General features: G+C 43.4%; 17 protein-coding genes. 3 read left to right on the top strand and 14 right to left on the bottom strand.

Going from position 1 to position 19,053, the window contains the following annotated elements; genetic code table 11:
- Window positions 1–143 precede the first annotated feature (143 nt).
- Complete coding sequence (locus tag D6V41_RS10095; protein WP_136251381.1) at window positions 144–3,140, top strand: sigma 54-interacting transcriptional regulator; 2,997 nt, start codon at window positions 144–146, stop codon at window positions 3,138–3,140.
- 17 nt (window positions 3,141–3,157) lie between these two features.
- On the opposite strand, the gene D6V41_RS10090 is transcribed toward D6V41_RS10095, so the two are convergent.
- The gene (locus tag D6V41_RS10090; protein WP_136251380.1) at window positions 3,158–6,418 is read right to left on the bottom strand and encodes a ligand-binding sensor domain-containing protein; all 3,261 of its coding nucleotides are present in this window, start codon (window positions 6,416–6,418) and stop codon (window positions 3,158–3,160) included.
- Window positions 6,419–6,560: 142 nt separating this feature from the next.
- On the bottom strand, window positions 6,561–8,318 hold the full coding sequence (locus D6V41_RS10085) for a S8 family peptidase (protein WP_136251379.1): 1,758 nt from the start codon (window positions 8,316–8,318) through the stop codon (window positions 6,561–6,563).
- Between the two features lie 321 nt (window positions 8,319–8,639).
- Here D6V41_RS10085 and D6V41_RS10080 point away from each other — a divergent pair, with 321 nt between their 5' ends.
- Entirely contained in the window at window positions 8,640–9,458 is an 819-nt protein-coding gene (locus D6V41_RS10080) for a PDZ domain-containing protein (protein ID WP_136251378.1), read from the top strand.
- A gap of 77 nt (window positions 9,459–9,535) precedes the next feature.
- On the opposite strand, the gene rpsQ is transcribed toward D6V41_RS10080, so the two are convergent.
- From rpsQ to rpsJ, 11 genes are read right to left on the bottom strand one after another with little or no spacing between them, the layout of a single operon-like run.
- Window positions 9,536–9,793: a 30S ribosomal protein S17 gene (gene rpsQ / locus D6V41_RS10075; RefSeq protein ID WP_136251377.1), complete on the bottom strand. Its 258-nt coding sequence runs from the start codon at window positions 9,791–9,793 to the stop codon at window positions 9,536–9,538.
- A complete protein-coding gene (gene rpmC / locus D6V41_RS10070; RefSeq protein WP_136251376.1) occupies window positions 9,793–9,999 on the bottom strand; it encodes a 50S ribosomal protein L29 in 207 nt (68 codons plus the stop codon). Before rpmC ends, rpsQ begins: the two co-directional genes overlap by 1 nt.
- Window positions 9,999–10,412 carry a 50S ribosomal protein L16 gene (gene rplP / locus D6V41_RS10065; RefSeq protein WP_136251375.1) on the bottom strand — a complete coding sequence of 138 codons (414 nt, stop codon included), beginning with the start codon at window positions 10,410–10,412 and terminating at the stop codon, window positions 9,999–10,001. The genes rpmC and rplP overlap by 1 nt, the downstream gene beginning before the upstream one ends.
- A gap of 2 nt (window positions 10,413–10,414) precedes the next feature.
- Window positions 10,415–11,119: a 30S ribosomal protein S3 gene (gene rpsC, locus D6V41_RS10060; protein ID WP_136251374.1), complete on the bottom strand. Its 705-nt coding sequence runs from the start codon at window positions 11,117–11,119 to the stop codon at window positions 10,415–10,417.
- 9 nt (window positions 11,120–11,128) lie between these two features.
- Window positions 11,129–11,461 carry a 50S ribosomal protein L22 gene (gene rplV / locus D6V41_RS10055; protein ID WP_136251373.1) on the bottom strand — a complete coding sequence of 111 codons (333 nt, stop codon included), beginning with the start codon at window positions 11,459–11,461 and terminating at the stop codon, window positions 11,129–11,131.
- A 10-nt stretch (window positions 11,462–11,471) separates the two neighbouring features.
- Entirely contained in the window at window positions 11,472–11,747 is a 276-nt protein-coding gene (gene rpsS, locus D6V41_RS10050) for a 30S ribosomal protein S19 (RefSeq protein ID WP_136251372.1), read from the bottom strand.
- Window positions 11,748–11,762: 15 nt separating this feature from the next.
- Window positions 11,763–12,587 (bottom strand): 50S ribosomal protein L2, encoded by an 825-nt coding sequence (gene rplB / locus D6V41_RS10045; protein WP_136251371.1) that lies wholly within the window; start codon window positions 12,585–12,587, stop codon window positions 11,763–11,765.
- A gap of 11 nt (window positions 12,588–12,598) precedes the next feature.
- Window positions 12,599–12,898 carry a 50S ribosomal protein L23 gene (rplW, locus tag D6V41_RS10040; protein ID WP_136251370.1) on the bottom strand — a complete coding sequence of 100 codons (300 nt, stop codon included), beginning with the start codon at window positions 12,896–12,898 and terminating at the stop codon, window positions 12,599–12,601.
- Window positions 12,895–13,500, bottom strand: a complete 606-nt coding sequence (gene rplD, locus D6V41_RS10035; protein WP_136251369.1) for a 50S ribosomal protein L4 — start codon at window positions 13,498–13,500, stop codon at window positions 12,895–12,897. The genes rplW and rplD overlap by 4 nt, the downstream gene beginning before the upstream one ends.
- Before the next feature lie 17 nt (window positions 13,501–13,517).
- Window positions 13,518–14,156 (bottom strand): 50S ribosomal protein L3, encoded by a 639-nt coding sequence (gene rplC, locus D6V41_RS10030; RefSeq protein ID WP_136251571.1) that lies wholly within the window; start codon window positions 14,154–14,156, stop codon window positions 13,518–13,520.
- 34 nt (window positions 14,157–14,190) lie between these two features.
- The gene (gene rpsJ, locus D6V41_RS10025; protein WP_010179497.1) at window positions 14,191–14,502 is read right to left on the bottom strand and encodes a 30S ribosomal protein S10; all 312 of its coding nucleotides are present in this window, start codon (window positions 14,500–14,502) and stop codon (window positions 14,191–14,193) included.
- A gap of 530 nt (window positions 14,503–15,032) precedes the next feature.
- Between rpsJ and D6V41_RS10020 the strand changes: the two genes are divergently transcribed.
- Complete coding sequence (locus D6V41_RS10020) at window positions 15,033–17,180, top strand: ATPase, T2SS/T4P/T4SS family (RefSeq protein ID WP_421907805.1); 2,148 nt, start codon at window positions 15,033–15,035, stop codon at window positions 17,178–17,180.
- On the opposite strand, the gene D6V41_RS10015 is transcribed toward D6V41_RS10020, so the two are convergent.
- Window positions 17,177–19,003 (bottom strand): helix-turn-helix domain-containing protein, encoded by a 1,827-nt coding sequence (locus D6V41_RS10015; RefSeq protein ID WP_136251367.1) that lies wholly within the window; start codon window positions 19,001–19,003, stop codon window positions 17,177–17,179. The genes D6V41_RS10020 and D6V41_RS10015 overlap by 4 nt on opposite strands.
- Between the last annotated feature and the right edge of the window lie 50 nt (window positions 19,004–19,053).

The raw sequence follows: 19,053 nt of genomic DNA, 5'->3' as shown, positions 1-19,053 counted from the left end.
AACGAAGCCCGCTTAACGTAATCGCGCGGTATTAGCGAGAAAGATGGTGACTATTTATTCATTTTTTCAGGTAGTTAGCCGATACAAAGGCATCAATGAAATTATTGTGAACTACCAATATACGTTTTTTCGCCTAAATAATCATGAAATTATCCGACAGTGCACGTGCCCAATTGCTTACTAGTTTGCGACTAATGACGCAGAGCGTGTATGTACAAATTGTGGATAAGATAAAAGGTAATCAAACCCGATTTCAAAGCGGAGAGCTAAACAGTCAACTACAATTGCATCTGCAAGCGCCGTCGCAAGAGTTTATTTCTGCTATTGAAATGCGCTATGGCAATTTTGAGTTTACCTTTTCAGCTTTCTCATCATCGCATTTCAGTATTCACCTAAAAGACACGGGTGATTTAGACGCTGGTCGCTCAGACGACGATCAGCGAAAGCGCGTTATCATTCATGATGAGAAGCAACGTATCTTGGCGTTTGACTTGTTAAGTGATAGTGCTTTTCCAGATTGGCTTACATCCCTGATTCAAACTGAATATTCCGAATCTCACTCTCGCCCGCAACGACTATTTTTAAATCATTGCATTAGCATATTCAACAGCTTCAAAATATTTGACCAACTCCGACTGTTAACGGTTGATAGTTTAACGAAACTGCAAAGTCGAAGTGCTTTACAAAGCGCAATTGATGAAAACGTGAGTATTTCAGGCGTCATCTTATGTATGTTTCACTGTAGAGACTTCCAAATTGTCAATCGTAAATTTGGCCAGGCTAAAGGTGATCAAGTCCTAAATGAAATTGCAGGTATTATCAATCAATACACACGAGCAGGCGATCTGGCTTGCCGTTTCGGTGGTGCCCTCTTTGGTATTGCAAGCCAGGCAAACAGCGTTGACGATGGTTTAAAACTCGCACAAAAGCTTCAAAACGAGTTACACAATCGCCCCTATCTTAAAAACGCTATTCGCCTGTCGTTCAATGTTGGCGTTGCGTTTGTCGAGAAAGACGAAAATCTTGACGAAGACAGCACCGCATCGAGCATTTTGATCAACCGTGCAGAACAAGCGCTAAAAGCAGCGCAAACCTCAGATAAACCCAGCATCGTTCATTGGGAAGCGGATAAATTCAAATATGATGAACAAGAGTTCAATTATATTGGTGGTATCTTTACCCCTGATAATGTGACGAATTATCGTAATATGCTCTTGCTTTGGGATATTTCCTCTATCATCGCAGATGAATATGAGTTTTCGAGGCTGCTTCGAAATGTGGTAGAGCGACTGGCATACACCTTTGAATTTCAACAAGCAGGCATAGTATCTTTAGATACTGATATAAACGTAGAACATGCTTACACTGTGACAGACTTGGCAGACGTTAGTGAAATAAAATTTAACGATTTGGATAAAAAACATGCCATAAAAGAAGCTGCCGAGCAAGCAATAGACATTGGTCAACACGCAGAAATTCAAATCGATAATCAGCAACTCCTTGTGGTTCCCTTAGGTTCAGAAATTAATGCCTGCCTTTTTATCATGGGTCAAAAAACAGCTTTCGATTTAACCCACGATTCTGTCATGTTGTTTGCCGGGTTTGCGAGACAAATTGGTAAAGCCTTAAAAAGAAGTCAACTTGAAGATGAGCTAAATAGAAATTTAGAAGCCCAAAATGCTCAACTGGAGCGAGAGCTACAGGTATTAAAAACGGGCCTGCAATCCAGTGCCTTGGTTTATCGCTCTAAAACGATGCAAGCTATTGTGGATAAGACCCAGCGGGCCGCTCAAACCGATACAACTATTTTGGTTACAGGTGAAAGCGGAACCGGAAAAGAAAAACTGATCCACGCTATCCACAATTTAAGTCCGCGCAGCAAAAAACCGCTTATCATCGTCGATTGTGGCTCTATTCCTGAAACACTTATCGAGTCTGAGTTATTCGGTTACGTAAAAGGTGCATTCACTGGCGCTCAAAGCCAGAGTATCGGAAAAATTCAGGCGGCTGATGGCGGAATTCTGGTATTGGATGAAATTGGCGAATTACCGCTTTCGATGCAACCCAAGTTGCTGCGGTTTGTACAGGAAAAACACTTTACCCCGGTAGGTGGCAACAAGTCGATTGACGTAGATGTTAAAATTGTTGCGGTTACTAATCGTGATTTGGCACTTGAGGTGCAAAAAGGAAAATTCAGACAGGATTTATACTATCGCTTAAACGTTGTTACGATACACAATCCACCTTTACGCGAGCGCTTGGATGACATTGCGTTGCTCAGCCAGCATTTTCTGACCAAGTTTGCAAACCAGTTCAGCACCACGCGCAAGCTTATTAGCAATGACACAATTTTGCAGATGCAGGCGTACTCATGGCCTGGCAATATTCGCGAGTTAGAAAATAAGCTGATGCAGGCTAGCCTGATGTGCCAAGGCGAGGAAATAGTATTCAGCGATTTGAATATAGTAAAAACTAATGATCCCTCGTTGCCAAAGGTAAGCCAAACTGCTCAAAGTCATGCAACTACGATTTATCTCAATGGGCAACAAACTGGCACTGAAGATGCGATTGACATCTCTTTTGATGATAGTGGCGCTGTAAGTCAGTCACCCGAAATGGCTGACCACTTCGAGCAGGGTGAGGTTTACGAATCGTTGGCAACTGAATCAGCCAATGCTGCATCAACGGTTTTGAACGGCACCATAAGTGAAGATGACTGGCACATTGATATTCATCGCGTACTCGGGCGTTTGATTGATGAAGTCATGCGTTCTTCAACGTTTTACGAAGCAGATATTGGCAATTGGATTGAGCACCAACTTTTTAATCAAACTGCAAAACACTGCTCAACGAACAAGGCCATTGCCAATCGACTCCAAATCCCTGTGAGCACGGCCAGAAGGCGAGCGATTAAAGCGCAAACCTTTACTCCTGAAGCTGTGCCCACCACTTTTCAGGAGCTCAGCTCACTTTTAGAGTTTGTTGCTTCGGGAAAAGTGAAGATAGGGAATCCGCTTGATACGCTAAAGCGCAGTCTTCTTCGCACCATTCTTGAAAAACAACCTGCGAGCATGACGTATGCTGCAAATCTTTTAGGGGTAAGTGAGCCAACCTTATATAAATTAAAGCGCGACTTGTAAATAAAAGCCGCGCTCCTTTATTTTTTTGGTTGATGCTGGATTAAGTTGACGTGCTTGTCCTCAATCGCTTTATCAATATTCTGACTCAGTGAATTCATAATCGTGAACGGTACAAATTCTTTTGCCTGAACAATACCTGTCCACGTATTTCTGCCTGCGTCTTTTGATTTATAAAGGGCGTTATCAGCAATTAAATGCACTTGCTCCCAACTCAGAGAATCTGGACAGTAATAGCTGAAAGGATACGTTGAGAATCCGAGTGAACTGGACAGATGCATGCGTTGGGTAAGCCCGATATCAAAACCTTGCTTGGCGATGTTAGTGCGAATACGCTCGGCCAGTGATGCAACTTCTTCCAACTTGTTTATTTCCCCGATCACCAGAAATTCATCGCCGCCCCATCGAATAACAATATCATCGATGCGGCATACTTCTTGTAAAAGCGCAGCAACCTGACGAATCATTTTGTCACCCGCATCGTGTCCGTAAGTATCGTTGATGGGTTTAAATCCATCCAGATCGAACATCAAAAAGAATAATCGTGGTCCATTTTCGTGGTCAACTTGATTACGCTCCTGGGCTGCTATAAATCGCTCATAAACCTTACGTGATTTTTCTTGAATGATATCCGACAGGTAGCGTCGATTGTAAAGACCCGTTAATTGGTCGGTAATACTCGCTTTAAGTAGTTTTTCATTTGCTGCACTTAATTCTTGTGTGCGTTTATCTACTTCAACTTCAAGTGCTTGTCGATACCGTGTTTCTGTTTGCAGTTTGCTGTTGTACCAGCGGTAAATAAAATACAGAAGCAGGACGAGCAGCAATGTGTAAGCTGCATACGCATAACTGGACTCCCAAGGGGCTGGCAGCACAGAAAGCTTCACACTGGCTGGGCGCATGTTCCAAACGCCATCACTGTTTGAAGAAATAACTTCAAAGGTGTAGTCACCTGCAGGAAGATTTGTGTAAGTAGCGCGCGGAATGTCACGTACTTTTACCCAATCCTCATCAAAGCCGGTTAAACGATACTTGTATTGATTCTTTTCAGGTGCAGTAAAGTGGAGTGATACAAAATTAAATTCAATCAGGTAATCCGTATAATCCACGACCAAGGTCTGCTCTTCATTCAGCTCTTTTTGAATATTGCTTTCTTGGTCGAGGCGACGGAAGGTGGTAATGACTGTTGTAGGAACAAGATTATTCAGCCTAACATCTTCCGGTCTAAATCCGGTCACACCGTTGGGACCGCCAAACATCAGCTTTCCGTTTGTTAATCGTGCATAAGATCCAGAGTTAAATTCTTTACTACGAAGCCCTTGAGCATGAGTAAAAGTTATGGTCTCCAAGGTACTGCGATTAAGTTTGGTCAAACCTCTGTTACTGCTTAACCACAAATTACCGCTATTATCTGGCAAAATCCCGAAAATAACATTGCTGGGCAAGCCATCTTCCATACCGATGCTGGTAAATTTCAATTGAGCGTTGTCTCTATCTGTAGCGCTTAAAAAGTTGATCCCGCTACCATGTGTTCCGACCCAAATATTTCGTTGCTCATCTTCGTAAATCACCCAAACCTGTTTTGCTCCCAAGCCTTCTTTTCCATTTGAGCTGGAAAGTACGCGATAGGCCGATTCGGTCTTGGGGTTAAAAATAGTGATGCCATTGTCCCAGGTCCCTAGCCAGAGATTGCCATCGTGTGCTTGCATAATGGACATCAGTTTATCACTTGAAAGAGAGTAAATATCGTCTATTTGACTGCGATAGGTTGTAAAATCATTGGTTTGCCTGTTGTATTTACTTAGTCCCCCGCCATAGGTGCTCAACCAAACCGTATCATCCTTGTCTACAAAAATAGACGTAACGCCATTTGCTTGAAGGCTTTTATCTTTATCTCCCAAACCAGACCTATAGCTCTCAAATTCTCCCGAACTTAAATTGATTCGTATTGCGCCAGATGCATTGGTACCCAGCCATAGCTCATTGTTTTTTACAATAGCTGACGACATCACTCGATATTGCGAAGCAGATTCTTTAGTCACGCCAGGCACATAGAATTTTTCAATTTGTTTGGTATCCAAATGTAGGATGTCTGCGCCGTCTCTGCTGGAGATAAACACACGTTTGTCATCAATTTGTGTTATTGAAGTAATATTGTTGCCTGATAGACTCTTCTTCTCTCGACCAGTCACCTCGTAGTGATCAAATTGAGTGGTTACTGTGTTCCATTTATTCAATCCTTTGAACGTTCCTACCCATAAAACTCCGCCATCGTCTTGAATGACACTTGTCACCATGTCGTCAGACAGGGAGGTATTATCGTCAGAATGGTGATTAAGACGGCCGAATACTCCTTCTTTATCAATATACGCCAAGCCATTTTCTGTACCGAACCAAAGGTTCCCGTGACTGTCCTGATGGATATCGATAGCGGAAACTTTATCCATTTGAGGGTATACAACCACATTATCTAAAGCGCTTTCAGTTTTAGGTTGAGTAAGATCTAGGGTAAAGGTCCCTAGATTAGAAGTGCCAATCCAGAGTCGTTGGGATGTGTCAATAAGAAGCGCTCGAATGTTGCCATTCTGTTTTTCGCCTCCAACAATAAAATCGTCAATAATACGCGTAAACTGTTCATTGACCGGATCGAAACGATATAGACCATCTTTATCGCTCCCTAGCCATAAGCCTCCTGCCATATCCTCTTCAACCTTGAAAAAATCGACCCCAATTCCGTCGAGGTTAGTTAAGTTATAAGGTTTAAAACGATCTTCTACTGGCAGATATTTATTTAGCCCCTTCCTCGTTGCAACCCACACATCTCCTGATTTACTGACGAAGACGTCGCGCACAACAAGGTCGTTTATACTTTTATCGCTTCCATCAGCTCGATAGTTTACGAAGGTATCCGTTGCCGTATTGAAACGACTTACACCCTCTCTTGTAGCTACCCATATTTGTCCACTATGATCTTCTGCGATAGCGTTTACAAATGGAGCAATTAGTGAATTGTCATTTTCAATATCCGTTGATTTTGTGTACTGAACAAATTTCCGGCCGTCATAGCGATTAAGACCTTCTTGAGTTCCAAGCCAGATAAATCCTTTAGAATCCTGATAAAGCGCCATAATTGACTGTTGGCTCAAGCCCTGCTCAACGTAAAAGTGTTCGAAGCGAACATTGTCAATTGCAGCAAATGAAGTTGACGGTAAAAACGTCAATATCAAGAGTGCTTTTATAAAATTCACAATTGGCTGAAAAATGTTCTTTAGTCTGTACACAGCATTTTATCCATTGAAATTCTGACGAGTTAAGTGACTTTCTCGTGACTGTAACGGCATTCTTTTGAAATTCTTTACTTTGAGAACATCCTTTCAAGCTTAAACAAAAAAGCCATCCGAAGATGGCTTAGTCAGCTTTTATTTATTGCCATTGAGACTCGTCCAGGTCAACCCCCATGGCCGGTGATGTTTCCGTTGTCCAATGCGCGCCTTTTAGTTCTACTGACTCTGTGGTCCAGTGTGCGCCTTTAAGTTCAACACTTTCCGTCGTCCAATGTGCTCCTTTAAGCTCGATACTTTCAGTTGTCCAATGAGCACCTTTAAGTTCAATACTTTCAGTTGTCCAGTGAGCGCCTTTAAGCTCAATACTTTCAGTTGTCCAATGTGCCCCCTCAATAACTACCGTCTCTGTAGTCCAATGGGCTCCCTCAAGTAACACAGTACCGTCAGCTAAGCTAATTTCGTATAGACCATCTTTTTTCTCAACTGGACCAAAGAAATGCTGTGTACCCGTTAAGTCTGCAACTACATCTAGGCCGTTATTTGCGCATCCTGTTGCGTTAGAGGTTACCGCTTCATAAGCGTTTACCATGCCATGACCTTGTACCAGTGGCGAGTAAATGCTATTGCTGCTGTTTTTAGCCAAACGAGTTGAAGAGATAATCTTACATTTTACGTCATCAGGGCGTATACCTGGGTGCGCTTGAATAATGAGTGCTGCAATACCTGCAACCACAGCCGATGATTGAGATGTACCTGAAATTTCGAAGTAATCAGCACCTTTGTCATTCTTTTTATGCGCTTTCTTGAAGAACTTGCTGTTCATTTTCACAGCGACTTCTGCACCTGGAGCGACAACTTCTGGCTTTACAAAGCCTTCGAAAGTTGGACCTTCCGCAGAGAATGAAGCGATGCGGTCGTCAGAAATATCGTAAGGCGTATCATTATGCGCGCTAGTACCCACTGTTATCACGTAGGGGTTGTTGCCTGGAACGGTAATCCCCATTTCGCGACCATTGTTACCTGCAGAGGTGACAACCGTAATCCCTTGATGCCAAAGCGCCATAACGGCTTGGTTTAATGGGTCATTGTAATAGCGTGCATTGACCTCAGCACCTAATGAAAGATTTACCACTTTGATACCGTAGGTGTAACGGTTCATTGAAATCCAGTTAAGTGCATCTAAAACGTGGGAGTAACTGCTGTTACCTTTATCATCAAAGGCTTTGATTGAGAGTAAAAATACATCTGGAGCAACGCCGTTAAAATCACCCGAACCGTCTCTCAAGCTACTCGCAATAATACCACTGATGTGTGACCCGTGACCGTTGTTATCATCATTATAATAATAGGTAGGCTGACCCTTGAATGTGTCATATTTAACAAGAGCACGTTTATTACCGTTACTATCGCGAAATAAATATTGTCCGATATCACCGCCCATATTAGCGCCACTATCGACAACAGCTACTGTCACGCCTTGGCCAGTAAAGCCTAAGTCATGTACATCGTTAGCGTTTATTTGCTTATTTATGTAAGTATCAATAGCATGTTTTTTAGTCTGCCCCTTATTCATAGTCGTAACCGTGCGGTCGTCTAAGATGCGCACGCCGCTCACTTTCTTTAACTCTTCGGCTTGTGAGGGCGTTAAGACTGCGCTGATTGCATTGATGATTGGGAACTGTTTGTTAACATCTCCACCAACAGTTTCAACCACGTCGACTAAACGCTCTGCATTTGATCCCTGAATAATGTATGACTGTTGGACTTGCTCTTGCGCGCCACCAGCGCCAAACATGTGGTCAGTAATAGTAGACATATCACCATTAACTGAACCTAAAGAAATAGTGCCTACTGTGATTGCTGCAACTAAGTAACTTAAACGACCTAAAGACTTCATAACTTTTACTCCATTTATCCAACAAGCATTATGCGGATTCGTAATTACTCGGTCGTTTGCACTTAGCGTGCCAAATTTTATTTTATTTTATCCCACTGTTTTTATTAGGCTTTTTTTATCATCTTATTTTGATTAATCATTGAATTAAATATTGAATCAATAGTTGAACCTTTATGTTCATTTTTTCGAAAAAGCATTCATTTTTTAACTCTTAGTGTTCATTTTTTAATTCATCTGTATATGAAATACCCAGAAAAATAGCCGCTTTTTACTTAGCTTTTATTTTGTGAGGTCGATAATACTGGTGATGAGGGAGAAAACATGAAAGAAAACGTAAGTACAGTCATTCTATTATTGTGTCTAATGGCTGCAGTAATATATTCTGTGATGTCACTTAATGAGGATGAGACAACTTATCTATCAAGTGCTGAAGACGATGTCGGTGCTCGTAATTTGTCACAAGCACGACAAGCACCGGCGAACTATGCCACAACAAATTCAACGTTTAGTGCCGGCAAACAATCAGCTCAATACAATAATGTGCCTGCAACAGAGGGGGTTTCAAGTCATATCTCGCTACCAATCTTTGTAAAAATGATCGGATCTCAACTACGCCCTCAAACCATTGCCTTGTTAGAACATAAAGGGATGGCAGATCAATTTGAGCCTGGTGACCTAATTTTTGGTTATGATATTCAAGTATTGGACATTCAAGAACGGTCTGTTTTGCTGGGCTTCGATAATAACACCTTCGAAATTTCGCTCACGGGCCCTAATTTGCTCGCTCAACCTGAACTTGAAACCTATGAGGATTTTCTTGCAATGACACCCGATGAAATTGGCACGCGACCACGGATTTTAGAGCACATTGTTCATCTTACTCACACCAATTTCATTGCGAACGGCATGATTGCTTCTCCGGGCATGAACCCGGAACTATTTGAACAGGCCGGTTTACAAGAGGATGATGTTATTACCAGCATAAACGGTAAGCGAGTGACGGTACCCGGTGAGCTTGAGGAATTATCTAAAACTATTCGTCATGCCAACACGCTTGTATTTCAGGTGATGCGAAAAGGACGATTAATTACGCTCTATCTAGATATACCAGGCGAGTCGCTTAATGTCACAAGAGACTAGATTCTGTTGATCTTAGGTAAGAAAAAAGGCGCTGTGCATTGCTGCAAGCGCCTTTTTTAATACAAGTGAAAAACGAATTACTTCGCTTTTTCAACCACGTCTACTAATTTCCAGGTTTTATTCTTGGAAAGAGGACGACATTCAGTGATAGTCACGATATCGCCTTCATTACACACGTTAGCTTCGTCATGAGCGTGCATTTTAGTTGAGCGTCTGATGAACTTTCCATAAATAGGATGTTTTACATAACGGTCAACCACAACAGTAATGGTTTTATCCATTTTGTTGCTAGACACACGTCCTTGAAGGGTACGGATTTTTTGCTCAGTCGCCATTAATTCGCTCCCGCTTCGGCTTTAGCCTTTTCAGTTAAAAGGGTTTTAACACGTGCGATGTTACGACGTACTGTCTTAAGTTGGTCAGTTTTTTCAAGTTGACCAGTAGAATGTTGCATGCGCAAATTAAATTGCTCTTTAAGCAAGTTTAATAGCTCTTCATTCAACTCTTCTACGCTTTTTTCTCTTAGTTCAGTCGCTTTCATTACATCACCGTCCGAGTTACAAAGGTTGTTTTAAACGGCAATTTAGCTGCAGCCAATTCAAAGGCTTCGCGCGCTAGAGACTCAGGAACACCTTCCATCTCATACAACACACGACCAGGCTGAATTTGGCAAACCCAATATTCAACGTTACCTTTACCTTTACCTTGACGAACCTCTAGAGGTTTCTCGGTAATTGGCTTGTCAGGGAAAACTCGTATCCAGATTTTACCTTGACGTTTAACATGACGAGTCATGGCTCGACGTGCCGCTTCGATTTGGCGAGCAGTCATGCGACCGCGGCCAATAGCTTTTAGGCCATAGGTGCCGAAGCTTACTTTGCTACCCGCAACAGCAAGACCACGGTTACGACCTTTATGCTGTTTACGAAATTTCGTACGCTTTGGTTGTAACATGATTAGCCCTCTCGCTTAGCGCTTCGGCCTTTCTTCTTCGGTGCTGGAGCATTATTTTGCTCTTGCTCAAGTGGTAAACCACCTAATACTTCACCTTTGAAGATCCAGACTTTTACGCCAATGATCCCGTAAGTAGTTAGCGCTTCAGAGGTTGCGTAATCGATATCAGCACGGAAAGTGTGCAAAGGTACACGACCTTCACGATACCACTCGCTACGTGCGATTTCAGCGCCACCTAAACGGCCACTTACTTCAACTTTAATTCCTAATGCACCCAAGCGCATTGCGTTTTGTACCGCACGCTTCATCGCGCGACGGAACATAACACGACGCTCTAACTGGCTAGAGATAGAATCTCCAACAAGCTGTGCATCAAGTTCAGGCTTACGTACTTCCGCAATGTTCACTTGCGCTGGTACACCAGCAAGCTTAGTGATGTGATTGCGAAGCTTTTCTACGTCTTCACCTTTTTTACCAATAACCACACCAGGACGAGCTGTGTGAATAGTCACACGAATGCTTTTCGCTGGGCGTTCGATAACAATCTTAGACAATGAAGCGTTTTTCAGCTCTTTAGTAAGATATTGACGAACTTTATGGTCGTTATATAAATTGTCGGCATATTCTGCAGTATTTGCGTACCAAGTTGATGTCCATGGCTTGCTGATACCCAGGCGTATACCGGTAGGATGAACCTTCTGTCCCATTATCTACTCCTAGTTATCCGCCACAACCACAGTGATGTGACTGCTACGCTTAAAAATACGATCAGCACGGCCTTTAGCACGTGGCTTAATACGCTTCATAGTTGGGCCTTCATCAACAAAGATTTTAGATACTGATAGTTCATCAATATCCGCACCTTCATTGTTTTCAGCATTGGCAATCGCTGACTCAAGAACTTTCTTGATAAGCGCTGCGCTTTTCTTAGGGCTGTACGTGAGTAGTTCTAATGCTTTCTCAACGTGCATTCCACGAATTTGATCTGCAACTAAGCGTGCTTTTTGAGCCGACGTGCGAGCAAAACGGTGTTTAGCTAATGCTTCCATTTCTATCTCCTTAACGTTTGGCTTTCTTATCCGCGACATGGCCGCGGTAAGTACGCGTAGGCGCAAATTCGCCCAACTTATGGCCTACCATTTCGTCACTGACATATACAGGAACGTGTTGGCGACCGTTATGGACCGCAATGGTCAACCCAATCATATCTGGGATGATCATCGAACGACGTGACCAGGTTTTAATTGGTTTTTTGTCGTTCGCTTCCACTGCAGCCTCTACCTTCTTCAGCAAGTGCAGGTCAATAAAAGGACCTTTCTTGAGAGAACGTGGCATGGTGAATCCTCGCTATTACTTGTTTCGACGACGTACGATAAGTTTATCAGTACGCTTGTTGCTTCGGGTTTTCTTACCTTTAGTAGGAATACCCCAAGGTGTTACTGGGTGGCGACCACCTGAAGTACGACCTTCACCACCACCGTGCGGGTGATCAACCGGGTTCATGGCAACACCACGAACAGTCGGACGAACGCCACGCCAGCGAGTAGCACCAGCCTTACCAAGTGAACGAAGCATATGCTCAGCATTACCCACTTCACCGATAGTTGCACGGCAATCAGCTAATACTTTACGTACCTCACCTGAACGTAAACGAAGTGTCACATAAGTGCCTTCACGTGCAAGGATTTGCGCATAGTTTCCGGCAGAACGTGCAATTTGCGCACCTTTGCCAGGCTTCATTTCAATCGCGTGTACTGTTGACCCTACCGGGATGTTACGCATAGGCATAGCATTTCCCGCTTTGATAGGTGCATCAGAACCAGATTGGATAGCATCGCCCGCTTGAACTCCTTTAGGAGCCAGGATGTAGCGACGCTCACCGTCTGCGTAAAGCACAAGTGCAATGTTTGCAGAGCGGTTTGGATCATATTCTAAACGCTCAATTTTGGCTGGAATGCCGTCTTTATTACGTTTAAAGTCAATAACACGGTAGTGTTGCTTGTGACCACCACCGATATGACGAACTGTGATACGACCGTTGTTGTTACGACCACCGCTTTTGTTGCTTTTTTCAAGCAACGGCGCGTATGGAGCACCTTTGTGTAGGTCAGGATTAACTACCTGAACAACGTGACGACGACCAGCAGAGGTAGGTTTAGCTTTCAATAATGGCATGTCTACTCTCCTTATTCACCGGCACCGACAAAGTCGATGTCTTGGCCTTCTTTAAGTGACACGTAAGCTTTTTTCCAGTCGCTACGCTTGCCAAAATGCTGGCCGTAACGCTTTTTCTTACCTGTGCAATTAACAGTGCGAACGTTGTCTACTTCAACTTCAAACAACAATTCAACTGCCGCTTTAATTTCAGCTTTGTTTGCATCTTTAACCACTTTAAAAACAAAAGTGTTTGATGTTTCAGCTGCAATGGTCGCTTTCTCGGAAACGTGAGGTGCAACTAGCACTTTCAATAAACGCTCTTGGTTCATGCTAAGGCCTCCTCAAGTGCTTTCACTGCATCGGCTGTCATTAACACTTTTTCAAAAGCGATTAAGCTGACAGGATCAATGCCTTGAACGTCACGTACGTCTACTTTATAAAGATTGCGTGAAGACAAGAACAAGTTCTCATCAACTTCATTCGTTACAATTAACACGTCGTTTAATTCTAATTCGTTTAGTTTACCAAGAAGTTCTTTCGTCTTTGGCGCATCTACACCAAACTTCTCAACAACCACTAAACGGTCTTGACGTACCAGTTCTGAAAGGATGCTTTTGATCGCACCACGGTACATCTTTTTATTTACTTTTTGCTCGAAGCTACGAGGCTTAGCGGCAAACGCGCGACCACCACCAACCCAAATTGGGCTGCGAATAGTGCCCGCACGAGCACGGCCTGTACCTTTTTGACGCCATGGCTTCTTACCACCACCGCGTACTTCTGAACGAGTCTTTTGCGCTTTAGTACCTTGACGAGCACCTGCACCATAAGCCACTACAACTTGGTGAACTAGAGCTTCGTTAAACTCACGTCCAAAAGTGGCGTCTGATACTTCAAGAGCGCTTTTCGCGTCTTTCAATGTTAATTCCATCAGTTCACTCCCAAACGTTAAGCTTTAACAGCTGGCTTGACGATAACGTCACTGCCAGTTGCGCCTGGTACGGCACCTTTGATTAATAAAAGGTTGTTTTCAGCATCAACACGAACGACTTCCAAAGACTGGGTAGTCACGCGCTTGTTACCAAGCTGACCGGCCATTTTCTTGCCTTTGAAGACTTTACCTGGTGATTGGTTTTGACCAATTGAACCAGGCGCTCTGTGCGATAGTGAGTTACCGTGCGTCATGCGCTGTGAACTGAAGTTCCAACGTTTGATCGCGCCAGCAAAACCTTTACCTTTTGATGTGCCCACTACGTCCACTTTCTTGGTATCGGCGAAGACTTCAACAGTGATTTCACTGCCCACTTCGATATCGCTACCTTCTCCGTCTTCTAAACGGAACTCCCATAAACCGCGGCCAGCTTCAACGCCTGCTTTTGCAAAGTGACCAGCGGCCGCTTTGTTGACGCGATTTGCTTTCTTGGTGCCAGCGGTAACTTGAAGTGCACGGTAACCGTCTACTTCTGAAGTACGTAACTGAGTCACACGGTTTGGGGTCGCTTCAATAACAGTCACAGGGATTGAAACGCCATCTTCAGTGAAGATGCGAGTCATGCCCACTTTACGACCGATAAGACCAATCGACATTGTCATTACCCTCTTTTATCTAGCTCTAGCAGCGTTAGCCCAGACTAATCTGAACATCAACGCCGGCGGCCAAGTCCAATCTCATTAACGCGTCAACTGTTTTATCAGTTGGTTCAATGATGTCTACTAAACGCTTGTGTGTGCGGATTTCGTACTGGTCACGCGCGTCTTTGTTTACGTGCGGAGAAATCAACACAGTGTAACGCTCTTTGCGGGTAGGAAGTGGAATTGGACCACTTACCTGAGCACCAGTGCGCTTAGCTGTTTCAACGATTTCCGCTGTAGACTGATCGATCAACTTGTGATCAAACGCTTTTAAACGAATACGAATTCTTTGATTTGGCATCGATTAAGCTCCAATCGAAAGAACAAAAAAATTCATCTTTTCACGCCTGTTTCTTTCTTATAAAAGAGTGGCTGAAAAGATGTGCGTAAACCGATGACCCCCAATCGGGGTCCTGTTCATATATTAGCGTGCGCTAAGCGCATGGTATTATCTAAAGGAGTGACACTTTATATAAAGGCACTGATTGACCTAGAAAAACACCCACTAATCTTTTGCCAAGGCAACCAGAAATACCTATTGGAATTACTCGTTGCGTTAGACAGTGGGCGCGAATTATACACAGATGCCTACACTTAGCAAGTCCTTTTCGCGAATTTAAAATGCTACGGGGAATGCTGGTCATAGATATTGGAAGTGTATACAGAGATTTATTGCCAAGACACTTAAGGTATCGATACTATTCGCCGATACCCCTTTTAGAAACCTTGAAAATCATTTGAACGGAACCGCGACTTTTTATGTTTGACAGCGCCCCCAATTCGCCTAATTTACAAGCATTGCAGGCACAGCTTAAAGAGCATCCTAATCTTATGGCCGCTTACGAAAAGCTGGAACCCATCATCCTGCAAGTGTTTGATGCGACGCGTATGTCCCTGTTTCAAAAGCGCGCGCAACAGCAAGATTTGGTAGCGCGCTTTAAAACCGGAGCAGAAACCAAAGAAATAAAAGTACCGATTAGTCCTGCGTCAATCGCAGGTTACGTTGCAATGTCTCAACAGCCGCTGATAATCAACGATCCCTACGATGATATGCAGTTGCTGAATATTCACCAGCGATTGCGCTTTGATAAAAAGTTCGATAAAGCGAGTCAATTCAAAACTGAAAACATTTTATGTATCCCGGTAATGAATGCGGGCGTGATGATGGGCGTAATGCAGATCATCAATAAAAAGGGCGGAGATTTTGGACATGGCGATTTAGAAACAGCCATGGAAATTGCCGACATGCTTGGCGATAAGTTCAGGTATGAATTAGGGGGCACTAAAAGTCCTTTTGACTATTTGGTTTTACGCGGTCAAATAAGTGAAACTGAAATTGAAGAAGTTACCAAACTTGGTGATGTCAAACAGATAGTAAACCGGCTTACCTCAGAGCATCGGATAAGTGAAGCTGAAATTGGTAGTGCCTTGTCAGTGCACTATCAAGTGCCATTCATAGACTACTTGCCTGATAACTACCATATGTATCAGGGCAACAGTAAATTAAATCTGTCTTACTTAAAGCGTAACTTTGTTGCCGTCATCGCTGATGCACACGAAAATGCGATTGTATTGATGGCCGAGCCAAATAATGCGGCGCTTTTAATGGAAATCGAAAGTGCTTTAGGCATAGACAGCTACGAAATTGCTGTAGGCTTGCCTAATCACATTCTGAAATACCTGGGAGAGAATGTTGGCGGCTCCGGTCCAGGGGATATGGACGAAATCCTGGACGAAATCGGCACAAGCGGCGAGGAAGACGAAGACGTTGGCGATGACTTAGCAGAAGATGCACCTGCGGTTGTTCGCTTGGTCAGTCGTATACTGCATGATGCTAAGCGTTTAAATGCCTCTGACATTCATATCGACCCTGAAAAGGGCGCTCCCACGAGGGTGCGCATGCGAGTAGATGGTGTTGTAAGAGATATTAATCAGGTACCTGCCTCTCACCACAATGCGGTTATTGCTCGCATAAAAATTATGTCGAGCCTTAATATCGCCGAAAAACGGATCCCTCAAGACGGGAAGCTTGCATTTAAAATGTCGGGGCAACCGGTAGAAGTCCGCGTAGCGACCATTCCAACTGTGGCAGGTGAAGGCGTAGTAATGCGTATTTTGGCGACTGGCGGCGCAATGCCTATTGAAAAAATGAACCTGTCGCCTCGCAACATGAACATGATTGAAAGCATGATCAAAAAACCGCACGGGATAATGTTAGTCGTAGGCCCTACTGGTTCTGGTAAAACTACCACCTTGCACGCAATTCTTGGCTACTTGAACACGCCGGAAAAGAAGATATGGACAGCAGAAGATCCGGTAGAAATTACTCAAGCTGGGCTTCAGCAGGTACAAGTGAGTCCTAAGATTGGTTTTACCTTTGCAAACGCACTGAGAGCTTTCTTGCGAGCTGATCCCGATATTATTCTCATCGGTGAGATGCGGGATAAAGAAACGGCACACGCTGGTATTGAAGCGTCGCTCACTGGTCACTTGGTGTTATCAACGCTGCACACAAACTCAGCGCCAGAGACGATTACCCGCTTGCTGGATTTGGGACTCGACCCAGTTAACTTTTCTGATGCCTGTGTCGGTATTCTTGCACAACGTCTGATCAGAACGCTTTGCCCCAGTTGCAAGGAGAGCTATGAAGCGAGTGAAGATGATGTCGCATTTTTAAAACGCCAGTACGGTGAAGAATATTTTGATGAACTTGGCTTGGGCAGCAGTATTATGCTCCAACGGGCAAAGGGCTGTGACAATTGCGGCGATACTGGATACAAAGGAAGAACCGGCGTTCACGAATTGCTGGGTATGACCCACGAATTGCGAGCTTTGGTGTATAAGGAAGCGGCTGTATCAGAAATGAAAGCGCAAGCGATGAAAGACGGTATGCGTACATTAACGCAAGATGCGATATTGAAGGTCATAAAAGGCGATACAGACATTGCGCAGGTACAAATTTTAGGTGGTCATGACTAGGATGCCTTATTAAGCTCTGACGGCGGATAACCGAACTCTTGTTTGAAGCACTGGCTAAAATAGGAAACGGACGAAAACCCAACACTGTAGGTGACTTCTGTGACAGAGGCGCCGTTATGCAAGAGGTTTTGAGCACGATCCAAGCGATAGCGCCTTAGATAGGTATTAAAGTTATCGCCAATATACTTGATCATTCGTCGTTGTAAGGTTTTGCTACTGATAAATAAGCGGTCTGCCGCTATCTGCTGAGTAAACGACTCATCCTCAAAACACGATTCAACCAGCGATTGGATCTGCGCTTTAAACTTGTCTTGTTCGCTAAGATTGGCTTGATGTTGATGAGTAAGTACTGTGTACTCTTTATTTCCTTCCGCTACCGATTCATCATTGGTTAAATCCTGAGACGCTTGTCCATTATGACTGTTAATTTGCTTGACGTGACTGAAGTTTCGCAGCAGGTTTTCAATCACTTTTGATAACTCATGCAAGTCGAGCGGCTTTTCAACCACCGCATTTACTCCTTTTGCATAAGCTTTCGCTCGTATCGTGCTGTTTGAAAACGCCGTAATCATAATTATTGGTGTTTTAGCTAAGGCGCGATGTTCCCGCATAAATTGAGCAAGCTGTAAACTCAGTGCATCTTGCCAACTAAAATCCGCTATGACCATATCCAGCTTGTTCTCAAAAAGCTGTTTAAGGGCAATATCAAAAGAACGGCATGTTATCAGCGCATAACGTTCTTGAAGATATTGCGATAGCGAGCTTGACACGTGATCAAAGCGACTCACAAATAAAACCTTTTTTCGCTGCGTTCTTCGCTCCTTAGTTAAGCCTGTTACTGGTCTGCGCTTGATGAAAAGCGGATAAGGATTAGCTTTTATCAACTGAGCGGGAAATTTCAGGCTGATTTTCGTTCCCTTATTTAACCGAGAATAAATGCTAAGGCATCCCCCATGAGCATCGGCAAGTTGAGACACCGCGTGCAAATTTATTTGTGTTTGAGCATCAGAAATACGTCGTGACATTAAGCTTAGACGGTTTTCCATTAAACGATTGCTTTGAGGGACATGCTGCATTGGTATGCCTACGCCCGTGTCACTTACTTCAAAATGTACGTGGGTATTTTCGACACTGCATTTTACTTCAATGACCGTCTCTTCAGGATTGTGCTTTATAGCATTTAAAATCAACTCTCTGAGTAGCTTATCTAACAGACCAAGAGGCAAAGACATCTGACCATGAGATAGTTCGTACAAGTGAATGATTTTATTCTGCTGTCTGGCAAAATCCATAAGCACAGGCAATGTATCGCTAATTACCTGTGATGAATTGATACAACGCTTTCGACTAACTTGAACAACAGAATTTTGAACAGTACGATTCTGCACCGCATGAAATAATGAGCCACTGGAATCAGCATTTTTCTGAGTCGGCGCTTGAGAAATAGTCGCAAGTGATTCAAGGGATAAGGAAAGCGCATCCAGTTCACGCAGGCTATCTCTTAGAGGGCTTTGGAACACGTTTGAGTAAGCTTTCTTGTCTTTTAAAACATATTGGGTGTTAATTAATCGCTCTTTAATATTAGAAACGTGTGAAGCCAATAGTTCAATTTGTTGCGGGGAGCACTTAATGTGTAAATTATCTGCATCCTCATCTCTGGCGGCATTACTGTTATATAATTCGCCGTCTTTCAAAGGCTCTTTTGCAATATGCTTTTTTAAATAAAGCACAAAATTAGCTACTATAGAAAAGATAACTACTATCGCAGATATCGTAAGCTCAAGAGCGTTTAGCTCAACTGCAAAGCGATGTATATCGTCCACTGAATGATGTCCTTACCACTACTTCCATCCAAAACCTGATCAAATTTTAT

The sequence above is a fragment of the Ningiella ruwaisensis genome, assembly GCF_004798935.1.
GTDB classification, from domain to species: Bacteria; Pseudomonadota; Gammaproteobacteria; order Enterobacterales; family Alteromonadaceae; genus Glaciecola; species Glaciecola ruwaisensis.
The sequence above is the reverse complement of the archived record's forward strand: the minus strand, read 5'-3'. Positions and strand labels throughout refer to the sequence as shown.

What these genes read in the sequence shown, in the direction of transcription:
- rpsS (WP_136251372.1), bottom strand. Translation starts at nt 11,747, where the DNA reads ATGCCACGTTCTCTCAAGAAAGGTCCTTTTATTGACCTGCACTTGCTG.
- rpmC (WP_136251376.1), bottom strand. Translation starts at nt 9,999, where the DNA reads ATGAAAGCGACTGAACTAAGAGAAAAAAGCGTAGAAGAGTTGAATGAA.
- rplV (WP_136251373.1), bottom strand. Translation starts at nt 11,461, where the DNA reads ATGGAAGCATTAGCTAAACACCGTTTTGCTCGCACGTCGGCTCAAAAA.
- rplC (WP_136251571.1), bottom strand. Translation starts at nt 14,156, where the DNA reads ATGTCGATTGGTCTTATCGGTCGTAAAGTGGGCATGACTCGCATCTTC.
- D6V41_RS10080 (WP_136251378.1), top strand. Translation starts at nt 8,640, where the DNA reads ATGAAAGAAAACGTAAGTACAGTCATTCTATTATTGTGTCTAATGGCT.
- D6V41_RS10020 (WP_421907805.1), top strand. Translation starts at nt 15,033, where the DNA reads ATGGCCGCTTACGAAAAGCTGGAACCCATCATCCTGCAAGTGTTTGAT.
- rplW (WP_136251370.1), bottom strand. Translation starts at nt 12,898, where the DNA reads ATGAACCAAGAGCGTTTATTGAAAGTGCTAGTTGCACCTCACGTTTCC.
- rplD (WP_136251369.1), bottom strand. Translation starts at nt 13,500, where the DNA reads ATGGAATTAACATTGAAAGACGCGAAAAGCGCTCTTGAAGTATCAGAC.
- rplB (WP_136251371.1), bottom strand. Translation starts at nt 12,587, where the DNA reads ATGCCATTATTGAAAGCTAAACCTACCTCTGCTGGTCGTCGTCACGTT.
- D6V41_RS10095 (WP_136251381.1), top strand. Translation starts at nt 144, where the DNA reads ATGAAATTATCCGACAGTGCACGTGCCCAATTGCTTACTAGTTTGCGA.
- D6V41_RS10085 (WP_136251379.1), bottom strand. Translation starts at nt 8,318, where the DNA reads ATGAAGTCTTTAGGTCGTTTAAGTTACTTAGTTGCAGCAATCACAGTA.
- rpsJ (WP_010179497.1), bottom strand. Translation starts at nt 14,502, where the DNA reads ATGCCAAATCAAAGAATTCGTATTCGTTTAAAAGCGTTTGATCACAAG.
- rpsQ (WP_136251377.1), bottom strand. Translation starts at nt 9,793, where the DNA reads ATGGCGACTGAGCAAAAAATCCGTACCCTTCAAGGACGTGTGTCTAGC.
- rplP (WP_136251375.1), bottom strand. Translation starts at nt 10,412, where the DNA reads ATGTTACAACCAAAGCGTACGAAATTTCGTAAACAGCATAAAGGTCGT.
- rpsC (WP_136251374.1), bottom strand. Translation starts at nt 11,119, where the DNA reads ATGGGACAGAAGGTTCATCCTACCGGTATACGCCTGGGTATCAGCAAG.